Origin of the sequence: Serratia sp. PL17 (assembly GCF_017832355.1) — a bacterium.
Lineage (GTDB): Bacteria > Pseudomonadota > Gammaproteobacteria > Enterobacterales > Enterobacteriaceae > Serratia.
Map to the genome: position 1 here is coordinate 451,644 of NZ_JAFIBY010000003.1, position 13,013 is coordinate 464,656.

The 13,013-nt window shown below is 47.1% G+C and carries 12 protein-coding genes; 4 read left to right on the forward strand and 8 right to left on the reverse strand.

The annotated features are described in order from the left end of the window. Window positions 1-11 precede the first annotated feature (11 nt). Window positions 12-1,220 carry an MFS transporter gene (locus JOE25_RS13730; protein WP_209635992.1) on the forward strand — a complete coding sequence of 403 codons (1,209 nt, stop codon included), beginning with the start codon at window positions 12-14 and terminating at the stop codon, window positions 1,218-1,220. A 449-nt stretch (window positions 1,221-1,669) separates the two neighbouring features. Here the strand turns inward: JOE25_RS13730 and JOE25_RS13740 are convergent, their stop codons facing one another. Then, window positions 1,670-2,272, reverse strand: a complete 603-nt coding sequence (locus tag JOE25_RS13740) for a TetR/AcrR family transcriptional regulator (RefSeq protein WP_209635996.1) — start codon at window positions 2,270-2,272, stop codon at window positions 1,670-1,672. 158 nt (window positions 2,273-2,430) lie between these two features. On the opposite strand from JOE25_RS13740, the gene JOE25_RS13745 reads away from it, so the two are divergent. Further along, the gene (locus JOE25_RS13745; protein WP_209635998.1) at window positions 2,431-2,838 is read left to right on the forward strand and encodes a RidA family protein; all 408 of its coding nucleotides are present in this window, start codon (window positions 2,431-2,433) and stop codon (window positions 2,836-2,838) included. A gap of 279 nt (window positions 2,839-3,117) precedes the next feature. Here JOE25_RS13745 and JOE25_RS13750 read toward each other — a convergent pair whose 3' ends face one another. Further along, a complete protein-coding gene (locus JOE25_RS13750) occupies window positions 3,118-4,731 on the reverse strand; it encodes a restriction endonuclease (protein ID WP_209636000.1) in 1,614 nt (537 codons plus the stop codon). Window positions 4,732-5,014: 283 nt separating this feature from the next. After that, window positions 5,015-5,905 carry a restriction endonuclease gene (locus JOE25_RS13755; RefSeq protein WP_209636003.1) on the reverse strand — a complete coding sequence of 297 codons (891 nt, stop codon included), beginning with the start codon at window positions 5,903-5,905 and terminating at the stop codon, window positions 5,015-5,017. Window positions 5,906-6,485: 580 nt separating this feature from the next. Here JOE25_RS13755 and JOE25_RS13760 point away from each other — a divergent pair. Then, window positions 6,486-7,184 carry an RluA family pseudouridine synthase gene (locus JOE25_RS13760; protein WP_209636006.1) on the forward strand — a complete coding sequence of 233 codons (699 nt, stop codon included), beginning with the start codon at window positions 6,486-6,488 and terminating at the stop codon, window positions 7,182-7,184. 322 nt (window positions 7,185-7,506) lie between these two features. Here JOE25_RS13760 and JOE25_RS13765 read toward each other — a convergent pair whose 3' ends face one another. From JOE25_RS13765 to JOE25_RS13780, 4 genes are all read right to left on the reverse strand, one after another. Continuing rightward, window positions 7,507-7,869 carry a cupin domain-containing protein gene (locus tag JOE25_RS13765; RefSeq protein WP_209636008.1) on the reverse strand — a complete coding sequence of 121 codons (363 nt, stop codon included), beginning with the start codon at window positions 7,867-7,869 and terminating at the stop codon, window positions 7,507-7,509. Between the two features lie 75 nt (window positions 7,870-7,944). Further along, window positions 7,945-8,763, reverse strand: coding sequence for an AraC family transcriptional regulator (locus tag JOE25_RS13770; RefSeq protein WP_209636010.1), 819 nt, complete (start codon window positions 8,761-8,763; stop codon window positions 7,945-7,947). A 348-nt stretch (window positions 8,764-9,111) separates the two neighbouring features. Further along, a complete protein-coding gene (locus tag JOE25_RS13775; RefSeq protein ID WP_209636012.1) occupies window positions 9,112-9,816 on the reverse strand; it encodes a GNAT family protein in 705 nt (234 codons plus the stop codon). Window positions 9,817-10,062: 246 nt separating this feature from the next. Continuing rightward, entirely contained in the window at window positions 10,063-10,809 is a 747-nt protein-coding gene (locus JOE25_RS13780) for an SDR family NAD(P)-dependent oxidoreductase (protein WP_245209873.1), read from the reverse strand. Between the two features lie 133 nt (window positions 10,810-10,942). On the opposite strand from JOE25_RS13780, the gene JOE25_RS13785 reads away from it, so the two are divergent. Next, window positions 10,943-11,917, forward strand: a complete 975-nt coding sequence (locus tag JOE25_RS13785) for an AraC family transcriptional regulator (protein ID WP_209636014.1) — start codon at window positions 10,943-10,945, stop codon at window positions 11,915-11,917. A 110-nt stretch (window positions 11,918-12,027) separates the two neighbouring features. Here JOE25_RS13785 and JOE25_RS13790 read toward each other — a convergent pair whose 3' ends face one another. After that, window positions 12,028-12,981, reverse strand: a complete 954-nt coding sequence (locus tag JOE25_RS13790) for a LysR substrate-binding domain-containing protein (RefSeq protein WP_209636016.1) — start codon at window positions 12,979-12,981, stop codon at window positions 12,028-12,030. Window positions 12,982-13,013: the final 32 nt, after the last annotated feature.

The following is a 13,013-nucleotide window of genomic DNA, read 5'->3' on the forward strand; positions in this document are numbered from 1 at the left end:
GGTTGCCTGCTATGCCACTGGTCACACCGACGTTTAATCATAAATCCCTCATGCGGATAGCTATTGTAATCGCTTTTGTCCAGTTCACTAATGCATTGGAATATATGGCGTTAATGCCTGTTTTTGCTTTTATGGCAGACGGATTCGCGGTTCCTGTATCATTTTCTGGCTATGTCTCGGGTATGTACACACTGGGTGCTGTTCTCTCTGGAGTTGCTGCGTTTTATTGGATCGACCTGTTTAATAAAAAACAATTCTTAATCAAGAATATGTTACTGCTCGGAGCACTCACCTTTTTGTCAACACTCACTACTCATTTTCACACTCTTCTGGCACTACGATTTTGCGCAGGATTGGTTGGTGGTACGACAATGGGCGTGGGTATGAGTATTTTGATAAATTATGCCCCAGCAAACTTACGTGGAAAAATACTGGCAACGGTGATTGCATCATTTTCGATGGTCAGTATCGTCGGAATGCCCGCTATATTATTTTTGTGCACACACTATGGTTGGCATACTGCGCTGTGGTTAATCAGTTCCCTTTGTCTGGTGTCTTTACCGTTGATAGTATTTTTCCTTCCAAAGGATACGGCCCCATCACGCGTAAAGGTCAATCTGTCTATTGACATGCAAACCTTACTTTTCGCCTCTTGTACTGCACTGGTTCAATTTAGTCCAATGCTCATTATTCCCATTTTGACTCCGTTAATGACGCAGTATATGGGAACACAACAAAACCTTTTACCCTTATTATTTTTAAGTGGAGGGGTTGTAGGTTATCTGTCTACAAAAATAACAGGCATCCTGACATCACGTTTATCTGCCCTGATGCTGGCAACAATTTCAACGCTGTTATTCGTAGCAAGCCTACTGATTCCTGCGATCGGCTATCATAATACATTTTTATTTATAACCTTATTTCTTGGAACCTCATATAGCCGACTTGTGTCCGCTTCGTCGGTTATTATCCACTATCCTAAAGATGAACAACGAGCCAGTTTTTCTTCACTACAGACAGCAATTATGCACCTGGTAACAACTCTCGCATTCTTTCTGTCTTCCTTATTACTCCCTGGCCTTGGAATAACAACGCAAAATCTAAACATACTGCTGGTTGTAAGTGCATTAGCCGCATTTGGATTTCCCGTAATGGTCATAATACTTCAAAAGAAACTGGCTAAACGTCCTATCCAGCCTGACTACCTCGCCATTGATTAGCATAGCGTCCGCCCTTGGCACGAGGTACACAGGCTCACTGAGCTTAAGGAACGCTTTAAGCTATGCGTTCAACGGGCCGATGCAACGCTATCCTGATTCAGGATAGCGTTCATTCTCGCCAATCATCAAAAGTGGCATTCGATATCGCCAAGTTGCAGTCATCACACAGTACCTGCAACTTTGATTTGTCTAATGCAAAATGCGGAAACTTTGAATGAGGAAAAATATGATCAACAGATAATACAATTCCATGCGCTCTAGGTGAGCGACCACAACAAGCGCAGCATGCAGGTTTCTTAATGAACGCCATTCTGATGAGCGATAGAAGAGATCTGTTTCCTGACGCCTTCGTTGTTTAGTATTTTGTCTGATGAGATGAAGAAGTCGTGGCTTTAAACTCCCCATGCGTACTGAAATATTTTAGTTCACTCCCCCCTATAAACGTCTCATCATAGTTTATTGGAGCTATTCCGTAAGCCGCTTGCCAGTTGAGTAAACACCTCTATAATTTTTGGCAGCGCCCGCTGCGGATCGTCGCTCGCAGCAATCCAAAGTGCGGAATTCAGCGCGGCACTGTTTAACAGATGTGCAGCAGCATCCGCGTCAACCGATTTAAGCACGCCGCGTTCGATCAAATTTATGACGATCTGTCGGGTAGACTCGAGGCAACTATTCTGGCTCGGCCATTGCGCGGGATCCCCAAGGAAAGCCGGGCCATCAAGCAGAACGATACGCCTTACTTCTGTGTCCAGCGCCATCTTAATATAGGCAATCCCTTCAGCCAGCAGCCTTTCCCAGTCGTCACCGGCATTCGCGGCAGCGGCTTTGGCTCGCTGTGCCATTTCGCCGTCTACTTGAGCAACAACAGCGGCAAGCACCCCCTTTTTATCACCAAAGTTGTGGTATAGCGCCCCCCGTGTCAGGCCAACGCTGGCGGTTAGTTCATCCATCGATACGGCAGCAAAACCATTTTCGGCAAAGGACTTCCGCGCTGCCGTAATCAATTTGGCTCGGTTCTCTTCCATTGTTTCGGCGCGGCGTTTGGTGGCCATACGATCTCCTTTTAGACATACAGAACGGATGTCATTTGACATACGCGGCGTATGTGTGATTAATTCAACATACGCCGCGTATATTAAATCAATTTTGCATACCGCGCATCCCGCATCCCGCATCCCGCATCACACATTGACTTAAGAAAGGAAATTCCATGATCCAGCGTGAGCCTATTTTTCCTGCTAACCGCCATGCCCTCTATGAAGAACACGGGTATTCTGCCGCGATCCGCTCTGGCGATATGTTGTTCGTTTCCGGCCAGGTTGGCAGCCGCGCCGACGGTACGCCGGAGCCGGATTTTGCCGCGCAGGTACGACTTGCGTTTGATAACCTGGCAGCGACTCTTGCAGCAGCGGGTTGTACGTTTGACGACCTGCTTGATGTCACCACCTTTCATACCGACCCGGAAAATCAATTTCCGACAATTATGCAGGTGAAACAGTCAATTTTCCCGCAGCCCCCTTACCCAAACTGGACAGCCGTTGGAGTGACCTGGCTTGCGGGATTCGATTTTGAAATTAAGGTCATTGCCCGAATTCCAACATCAACCTCTGCAGATTGACAGGCCGCAATGTTAGTGACGTCTTCATCAACGGGATGAGGACGTCACCATAAAAAGCGTTGTTTCAGAACCGGCATAACGTCTGCTTCTGGCACATAACGGTCGGACTGAAGGGGTCGCTACGTCTGCCAAGAGAAAGCGGACTTGCCAGTCCGCTTATGGCTAAGGACCATTAGGAATTACTACACTAACAGTTCTTCATACTAATGGATTTGCAACGGCTCAGATAAAGTAATGAACTTAACGAATGTGCTACCTTCATGACATCCTTAAAATTACTTAAAAATTTGGATTAATACGGGCAAATACGCCAGCGTGCTCCTTTAAGAGATAAAGAAGACCTCCGCCATCAATGAGTTCTATTGGTTTATCCTCACAAAACCGATAAGCGTCTTTGCCATACTGACTGGTACAGACCAAAATCCCTTTGTTGGCACCCTCATTCATCATTGTACCGTACAGGTCTCTGACGGAGCTGACACCGACCGTGTCTTTATATCTTTTGGCTTGAATAACAACTTTACCTCCCAGAATTGGGCGTGTATCAAATGCAACCGCATCAACACCACCGTCTTTTGTGCCCCTGGTAAGTTTCGTATCTAATCCCATTTGCGTAAATAGGTTTGAGACCAATACTTCGAACTCAGATGGAGAAAGCTCCATAAGGTTTGGACGAGTTTCAAGGCCTGAAAGTGCGTCACCTTGATCAATGAAGCGTTTATCAACCATATCAAACTCAAGAATGGGCTTGACTGCTTGGAGCTCATCAGGTCGTCCTGAAACTTTAGCCCCCAGACTCCGGAGACATGCAATTTTTTCAACTCGTTCAAGTTTGATTTGTATAAAATCATCTTTGTGCGCTCGAGCGGAAACCAACGTAACGACGATGTCATGGCCGCTGGTCGGATCAACGGTCTCGATAACACCGTTAAAAAGAACGGTGTTTAAGGCTGAGGCCTTATCTGCTTCGAACAGCTCATGCAAAGTTCGAAGTGTAATTGCTGCAATTATATTTTGATAAAGTTCTTTTATTTCGTTAGCTTTTCTAGCCTTTGCCTCGATGGTATCTCTTGTCTTAACGTACTTATACTCAAGCTGACTTGGGACAATAGATATCTCTGGCAAACTGTATTCAACTACTAATTCTTTATTCTCAGGTAAGTATGCAAGTCTAAATGATTGAGGAAAACCAACCTCTGGATATTCAGAGCGTGTCAGAACCATTTCACAATAAGCCTGTACACTTTCAGGGACACATGCCAGATAGTCTAGTTCAAACTGATTAACTTCCTCATGCTGCCTTTCAATTTCTTCGAAATAGGCAGTTCTATGCTTTTGATATTCTTCGACCAACGAATCCAACTCGGTCTTCTGGTTAGAAGCCTTTCGCAGATATTCTTCTTTTCTTCTAGCGAAAACCTCTTCGGAACTTTGCAATTCTCGTTGATAATTTTTTTGCACCCACGGGAAAATCATTTTCCATGCAGGAGGAACATTCACAATTTTCAGCTCAGGCTCTGCCTCAGGTAATAAGTGCCTAGGCGTTTTGAAATCTTCGAACTGAGACGTTTTTTTTAAAGCTGAGAAATCTATCGAATCATCAAACTCGAGTGTATGTTCAAGTAAAGTTGAAAGGGCAATGATAACCTCTTCCAAATCAGCATTCAGGTCGGACACCTCATCCACTCGCCCTTCTAAATACGCGACTTTAGCTGCTTTTTCAGCCGCTTTATGTACGCGTAATATATGTGCATTTTCTCTTATAGCCTCACGTTCTAAACGCCGTACCTCAACAAAATGATTTCTTTCTGACCTCTTCCGCTCACGCTCTGCTGCTGCTACCGCTCTAGCTGTCGCGCGAATAAAACCTTCAAATCCCGATCTGCGTCCCATCTCAGTCCTCAAGAGTCTCCCACTGAAAATCAGTCTATGACTTTAGCAAGGTTGCTACAGGCAAGCATAGATTTTCTTTAAGTTGTTCTCAATTTACTTCATTGATATTCACACGCCCCAGAAAATCAGTAAAACTATCTACCACCAGTGATTGGTTAGCTTTCAATTAATTAACAAAGTGAATAGATTTTTATTACTGAAGTGCCCGAGCCACATTATGGTTTTTACGCGCGAGGAGCTGACGTTAGATTTCTCTAAGATCACGCTTCATTATTTTTATTACCTATTGTTTTCTTTTCAAAATTTTTTCCGCCAATTCTTTTCCAATTTTACCTTTCATTGTTTTTAATATTTTAAAAAGAGTAAGTTCATTCTCGTATCGTGACTTCCTTTCAACGTAAAACTCTTGATATTCCTCAGGTAATATTTCTGATAATAGATATCTTTTCTTTAATTCAGTTAATTCAATTAAAAAACCCTTAGCTTGCTCTTCCGTCAAAGCAGGAAGCATCAAGGAAAATAAAGGATTTAAGCGTTCTGTCATTCCAATAAAACGTTTCAAATAATGTTGCGGAACACCACGTATTGCAAAATCCGTTGCCTGTTCGGATTCATTCAAAAAGTCGATTGCTTCACGCTTTGAAAAGAACAAGGGTATTATATCCCTTCCGTTATGCTTTTGTGCGAACTTATAGTATGAGCCTGAAACATTATCTTCCTCTCTTTCCATCAAAATCCAAAAAGGCTCACCAATCCAATCTTTTGTAGGCAAAGCTGAATTTATAAAATAATCAGCAACCAATATGTTAAACTTTGGTAAATCTTCAACTGTTAGTAAAGTAATGCCGTGCTTTTCTGCGTATTCTTTTGCGCCACTCTGGTAACCAGACTTACTGACTATAACCCCGATAATGTTCCCAATATCAGTAATTTTATTGCAAAATGGCATAATGGTATCACGATCAAGAGGGCGATTATGATATTTACACTCTATCGCTACACGATGTATGACACCTGCATTTTCAAACTGGTAAAATACATCGATTTGATATTCACCTTTTAATCCTTTGAGTATAACGTTACGACTGACTTCTACTCCATTATCTCGTGGATTAAGTAAGGTCGAGTAAACGTACTGAGTGTAACTTTCTAAATCACTCCATGTTTTGATCATTTTTATCACCTTCCCAATGAAATCATTCTAATAGAATGTCTATTGTACTTCATTGATATATGCTCTACTAATTATGATAACCATAACGGTACCCATCCACCAGTTAAGTTTCAGCTCCTTCGGAGTAATGTCTGACACTGTCGGAAAATAATTCGTACATCTCATAGTTACAACCCTCATGTTCCATGAAGGCTGCATCTATACTGGCCGCAGCCTCCAGAATCTCTTTTCGTTAACAACGACCGCTCCTGACACAGAGCAGACTGCCCTTCTAGATATGATCATAGTTACGATCACCACATGCACGAGACAGCTCAAATCAGTTTTATATAACCAGCTTCGATTGGTGGTCATTCTGGTCGTCTAACAGAAAGAGAATTCAGGTTTAGCTTATTTATTGGCCAATTACTGGCAAAGGCGATCCCCGTCAGAGGAGCCAAATTAGAGAAGCCCGCTTAAGGAAACTTAAGCGGGCGTTTTGCTTTGCGTCATTTTCGATTGATGGCGAAAAGCGGCCACCATTCGTCAGCCGGCTTAAAATTGGTTATTATCCGCCCCCACACTCCATCCGGGCAGCCTGATGTCTACAATTATCGATACCTTTATTGCCCCACCCTGCCACGACAAGATAGAGATTCTCTATCAGGACGAGCACCTGGCGCTTATCAATAAGCCTGCCGGGTTGCTTAGCCTGTCGGGGAAAAACCCGCAAAATCTGGATTCGGTGCATCACCGGCTGGTACAGATCTTCCCCGGTTGCACCCTCGTCCATCGATTAGATTTCGGTACATCCGGGCTGATGGTGATCGCCCTCAATAAAACGATCAATGCCGCCCTGTGCCAACAGTTCAGCCAGCGCGCCGTAACCAAAGTGTATAGCGCACTGCTTTGCGGACATCTTGACGATAACCACGGGGTGATAGACGCAGCCATTGCCAAAGACCCGGCACTGTTTCCGCTAATGTCGATTTGCCCAATCCGCGGTAAGCCCGCCCGTTCCCATTATCAGGTCGTTGAACGCGTTGAACATACGCTGGAAGACGGGACGTTATTGCCATTAACGCGGGTACAGCTCACCCCGGAAACCGGGCGCACGCATCAGCTCCGCATTCACTGTCAGCAACTTGGCCACCCTATTTTGGGCTGCGACCTGTATGGCGGCCGCCTGCTGCCAGGAACCGAACAGGCTCCGCGGCTGATGCTACATGCCAGTGAACTGCATTTTGTACATCCTATTGGCGAAGAGTGGATCAGAGCCCGTCATGCCAGCCCGTTCTGAAAAACTGTCGCTGGAACCTGCTCACTTCTCGTGATTACAGGTGCTCGTTGAGGTTGACCGGCATCCTGAGGATCGATGCCCCTGGCGTTGTGTCAGCTTTTGGTCCTCGGCTATCGGCAACTATTCTGGGCCCGTCATCAGCGCACCTAAAATCATACAGTGGACGCTCAATGACTCAACCAAAGTAGATTCCTATTGAATAATTCAGTAAGGAATCATTATTTATCGAATTAAAATATATTCTCAAGAAAACCAAAAATATAAAACCAGAATTTAACCTCTGGTTTTACAGGCATCGCAATAATACAGCCACATTAATTCATTAAATCCAAACGTCGTTCTCCGCGGTGCGTTCGCCCCCCTCATGTCCCGTATTCAATACGCCTCGCGGTTCTATCATCATAAGTTTAACTTCCGACTCGGCAGAGGTTTTATGCTCGACACCTTTAGAAACCACATATATCTCCCCTGACTTAACCAGCACATGCTCATCCCGAAAGTCGATGCGCAAAACACCATCGATAACGATAAATGCCTCATCAGTATCGGTATGCGAGTGCCAGACGAAATCCCCTTTTATTTTGACGATTTTAAATTGGTAGTCATTCATCTCCGTAATGACTTTCGGTTTCCAGTGTTCATCGAACAGAGAAAATTTATTTTCCAGATTAATAGGGGAATGCATTTTTACTCTCCATATGGTCAAGGAGAGAACACTGTAGATCATGTGGATTTGAGCAGTCTTGAATGATTGTGCAACTTAACCGCTGCCTTTATTGATGATTTTCAGCCACCGCCCCGGTGAAATTCCGAATGTTTTGATAAATTGCCGCGTCATATGACTTTGATCTGAAAATCCGGATTCCACAGCGACCTCTGCAAGAGATAGGCTCGTTACCATAAGGCGTCTGCAGTATTCCAGGCGGCGCATGGTGACATATCGATAAGGACTGGTGCCGAAAAGCACTCGAAAATCTCGGCTTAAACTCCAGCGATCTCTGCCGCTGACTTTCGATAACGTATCCAGCGTTATATTTTCACTAAATGCAGAGTGTATATATTGGCGCGCAATTTCTGCTGCCTTATAGTCAAATGTCCGCCTGTGATAACCCTGCCCGCTGACAATGGCCAATGTTTGGGCCAAATCATAGAGGGCATCATCCTCTTCAAGCATGTCAAAAGAATCCTCTACCGCTGTTAACAACGATGCGATAGCAGAAAAAAGACGTGGATCAGCAGTAACCCCACCGGCAATGAAAGGCAAAGGTCTCCCACCCAGTATGTTCTGAATTAATGATGGGTCGAGATAAATCATCCGATATTGGAACCCATCCAGCGTTCCTGCTTCGCCATCGTGAATTTCGTCCGGATGTAAAACCATAATATTACCGGGTAAGCTATGTCGTTTACTGCCGCGATAATTAAAACTTTGTACGCCTGATAATGTCCTGCCAATAGCATAGGTGTCATGGCGATGAGGTTCATAGCCGTGGCCGCTAAAATATGCTTCGATGCGTTCAACTTTGGCAGAAGGCGGCGCGATTTTCACCCAGTCTTTTTTGAGTTTTTCTCTGTCCATTTCTGAAACCCCATTCTGAACGATGAAAGATAGCGGACAAAAATCTTTTGAATTTCATTAAGCCGCAGGGTTACTCATGCATGTTCACTTTCTTTTGGCCCACATCACCGATAACGATAATCGAGGCCAGCGGCGAGCAAGCGGCAGGCATACAGCGACACCTTTGACTCCCACTCTTTTTTTGAGAAGTGCGTAGACAAAGGTATCCTCGTCTTTCTTTTCACCCTCTTCCGTTATAAACGCGATAAACGTTGTAAAACAGGCCTCCTGACGCATATGCAGGCGAACACAACGTTTTTGAGCAGCCAGATTTGTCCAGACCAGGTATGCCGATCCGGCTCCTCACTGTTATCGGCTATCCAGAAAGAAGGTTTCCAGCCTGCGCTTTTGTGCGCCGTTCTGGTTGAAATTTTCCAGCGACAGCCAGCCCTCAAGCGCTCTTTCAATATTCGGCCAATCTGTGTCAATGACGGAAAGCCAGTCAGTGTCACGATTGCGCTGCTTACGTGTCATGGCCTGACGAAAACGCCCTTCAAACGTAAACCCGACTCTTTCGGCTGCGTTCCTTGATGCCTGATTGAGTGAGTCGCAACGCCATGCAATCCGCCGGTAGCCCAAGGTAAAGGCATTTTTCATCAGCAGAAAGAGAGCCTCCGTTCCCATGCTGGTTTTTTGCATCAACGGCGACCAGGTAACATGTCCGATCTCAATCGCTCCGTTTACGGGATCAACGTTGCTGTAGCAGACCACACCCACCGGGCGGTTGTTTTTTATATCTGCCACGACCCATGAAACCAGGCTGAAATCGTTAACTTTGCCGGTAATCCATAACATCATTTCTTCCAGACTCGCGGGCTTTTCGGCGCCAAGCCAGGTCCAGTCCCTGTCATCTTCGGTCAGCGAATATGCCTGAAACAGTGCCTCGCCATGACGGGTTTCCAGAGGTAAAAGGTTACAGTGACGGCCACTTAGCTGAGTCCGTGGAGGAAAGGCAAGAGGCTGCCAGTCTGGCAGCGGGAAACCTACAGGTTGACCATACTTATTGATATTCAAAATGAGTTACCCGCGGTGTCTGAAAGCGTATAAGAAGATAGTGAAGCAAGGGTCGACGTTGCAATAGCTGACAGAAGCCAAGCCTTCCATGGCTTAGGATACTACGATATTTTCACGGATGTTTGTACGTCCGCTTCCGTCACCAAGCCGATCACCACGATAAATCGGGGATGCGGGTGCCGTATGCTTTGCGTCAGATAAATTCCGCGCGGTATCGCTGCACGGAATGTGCTTAGGCGCGGAGCTTTACTGGTGACTATTCAACGCCAGAAAAATCTCATCGTATTTCCCGTTTCGTTCAGCGAAGCGGAACAATTTACTGCGTTCAACGTTGATTTCTTTTGACTGACTGTCGGACTGAAGCAAAACCATGACCTCCTCGATGAAGTCATCCAGAGGCATTGCTATCTGGCTGTCTTTACTGCCGTGCAGATCGGTTTGTACCATCGGCGGAGTAATTTCAATGACGTGAATACGAGATTCACGCAACTGGAAGCGTAAAGATTCAGTCCAAGAATGAAGTCCGGCCTTGGCGGCACAGTATGACGGCACCCGTGTATAGGGCATAAATGCCAAATCAGACGTGACGTTTATGACAGCACTTTCTGACTGTGTCAGTAGATGGGGCAATAGTGTGCTGGTCAGTATCATCGGCCCCGTCATGTTCGTGGCGATTGATGACAGCATCGTTAACGGTTCCAGGTGGGTGAGATCCTCGGCAAACTGCACACCGGCATTATTAATAAGAACATTCAGTTCAGGGAAACGGGTCACCAAATGTTGAGTCACCTCAGCCAGGTTGTCCACCTCACTGATATCCATTACCTGGTATTGCATACCCGGGTTTGCCTCGCACACCCGTTTTAGCGCTGACTCGCGTCGCCCGGCGATAATCACTGAATTATCAGAGCGAAAGAGCGCTTCAGCCAGACCTCGCCCTATGCCGCTGCCACCCCCCGTGACCAGAATGGTATTCCCGCTTAATTTCATCATGTTGAATCTCGCTGTGTTTTGAGTGAATAGCTGGTGCCCGTGAAACTGTGCGAGTCAGATTATAGAAACAATGACTGGATTATTTATCACTAAAAATCCAAAATATCAGACATATCGTCCAGGAATTAACACCATGAATACACTCGATTACCTGTTGGAACAGTTAAAGCTCAAGAGCTCAATATTCTGCCAGTTGACGCTTAATGGTCATTGGGGGGTAGCCAAAGCGCCGCATCCGCATGGCGCTCCATTTCACCTGCTATTGTCGGGGGACGCCTGGTTGCGTTTGCCTGGGGAACAACAACTTATTCACCTCAGGGAAGGAGACATGGTGATGATCCCCGCAGGGCATCGACATGACCTATTGAGCAAACCAGATGCCAGGACGGTAGAGTTTACGCAATTGCTGGCAAGCCACGGGCATACCCGTGCTGGTTCAAATGCCCGTTTCCATGCAACCCGTATTGCAGCCGGCCAGCCCGGAGAAGGCCAAACAAAACTGGTAACCGGCATATTTAACTTTGGCGAATCCCTGCGTAACCCGCTGGTTACTGCGCTGCCGGATTATCTTCATCTCAGCGCGGAGGACAATCCCTGGCTCCCTCCTTCATTGACGCTGTTGAGCGAAGAATTAGATTCAGAGCTCCCCGGTATGAGCACGATTGCCGTTCGTCTGGCCGATATTTTATTTGTGCAGGCAATCCGCCACGCTCTTTCCCAGCGTCACCACTTCAACGCTGGGTGGCTCAATGGCTTGACCGATCCACAGATAGCAAAATCCCTCGCGCTGATGCACCAGAGCCCCGGTGAATCCTGGAGTATCGAGGGGCTCGGCCATGCGATTGGCATGTCTCGCTCACGCTTTGCTGAAAGATTTAAGATGCTGATAGGCCAGACCCCCATGCACTACCTGACAGAATGGCGAATGTATCTGGCTGCAGAGCAGCTACGGCATTCACAGATCCGCCTTAGTCAACTGGCCGGGCAGTATGGATATGAATCTGACGTGGCTTTCAGCAAGGCATTTAAAAAATGGAGCGGCCATACCCCCCGGGCATTTCGGGCATGCGAGAATGAGCAGGCGTCTGCGTCACAGCAAACGGAGTAGCTTTATTGGTTATAAACCCGTGGTACAAACGACGTTTTCAAAAGAACCCAACACTAAAAGTGTCCGTTAACGATCGGCCCTACCGCATCAATCCCAACGTGCTGACCCAGCTAGATCAACAGCCGTACCCGATCATAAATCAGCCGGTCTTCCTGCCGTGCGGAGCGGGCGTGCTGACGCAGGGCGCGCACCAGGTTATCAATCAGGGCATGGGCAGCGGTGCTGAGAATGCTATTGCGCCGGGTAACGATGTTCAACCGCGCCAGATCGCAACCCTCCCGTAGCGCCAGCGGTTGCAGGCGTCCGGCAAATTGCGGTAACCCAAGCAACGGAGCCGGGCTCCAGGTACACATATCCGCCGACTCTACCATTGCCTGCAACATGCCAAGTGAATGCGCATGAATGATGCGGTTAGGATCGAGCTGGGCACCGTGTCGGCTGAACAGATGGTGGATGAGATCGCCATAATTGTCTGGGGTATAGTTCAGCACCCAGTCTTGATCCAGCAACTGATGGATCGAGGTACTTTGGCTTAACGGATGCCCATGCCGCACCATCACCGCCGTTTCATAATCCAGCAGCGGCTCGCAATGAAACTCCTGCGGTGCCATCGATGCCGGCAGCGGCGTGATGGCAAAATCCATCGTGCCCTCTCGCAGTTGAGATTGCGCGTTGGCCATCAGGCTTTCAAACAGCTCCAGTTTCACCTTCGGCATCTTTTTACGAAAGGCCACTACTGCCGTTGGCAACACCGTCAACATCAGCCATGGCGTGATCGCCACTTTCACCTGCTCTTGCGCCAGCCCGCGCAGGCCCGCCATCTCATTGCTGGCCTGTTCCAGTTGGTTCAACACCAAGCGGGCATGCGCCAACAGCGTCTTCCCATAAGGCGTGAAACCCAACCCGGCGGGCGTGCGGATCAGCAAAGGCAGCGCCTCTTGCTGTTCCAACTCGCGTAAGGCCCGTGTCACTGCGGCCTGTGAAAGGCCCAATTGCCGCGCTGCGGCGCGAATGCTGCCACCGTCGGCACTGGCAACCAAAGCCTGTAACTGATGCAGTTTCATTACGCCTCCATGACAACCTGTTGTTGTCAGCA

Excerpts from the sequence above, each read along its gene's own strand:
- JOE25_RS13730 (WP_209635992.1), top strand. The coding sequence starts at position 12 with ATGCCACTGGTCACACCGACGTTTAATCATAAATCCCTCATGCGGATA.
- JOE25_RS13740 (WP_209635996.1), bottom strand. The coding sequence starts at position 2,272 with ATGGCCACCAAACGCCGCGCCGAAACAATGGAAGAGAACCGAGCCAAA.
- JOE25_RS13745 (WP_209635998.1), top strand. The coding sequence starts at position 2,431 with ATGATCCAGCGTGAGCCTATTTTTCCTGCTAACCGCCATGCCCTCTAT.
- JOE25_RS13750 (WP_209636000.1), bottom strand. The coding sequence starts at position 4,731 with ATGGGACGCAGATCGGGATTTGAAGGTTTTATTCGCGCGACAGCTAGA.
- JOE25_RS13755 (WP_209636003.1), bottom strand. The coding sequence starts at position 5,905 with ATGATCAAAACATGGAGTGATTTAGAAAGTTACACTCAGTACGTTTAC.
- JOE25_RS13760 (WP_209636006.1), top strand. The coding sequence starts at position 6,486 with ATGTCTACAATTATCGATACCTTTATTGCCCCACCCTGCCACGACAAG.
- JOE25_RS13765 (WP_209636008.1), bottom strand. The coding sequence starts at position 7,869 with ATGCATTCCCCTATTAATCTGGAAAATAAATTTTCTCTGTTCGATGAA.
- JOE25_RS13770 (WP_209636010.1), bottom strand. The coding sequence starts at position 8,763 with ATGGACAGAGAAAAACTCAAAAAAGACTGGGTGAAAATCGCGCCGCCT.
- JOE25_RS13780 (WP_245209873.1), bottom strand. The coding sequence starts at position 10,809 with ATGATGAAATTAAGCGGGAATACCATTCTGGTCACGGGGGGTGGCAGC.
- JOE25_RS13785 (WP_209636014.1), top strand. The coding sequence starts at position 10,943 with ATGAATACACTCGATTACCTGTTGGAACAGTTAAAGCTCAAGAGCTCA.
- JOE25_RS13790 (WP_209636016.1), bottom strand. The coding sequence starts at position 12,981 with ATGAAACTGCATCAGTTACAGGCTTTGGTTGCCAGTGCCGACGGTGGC.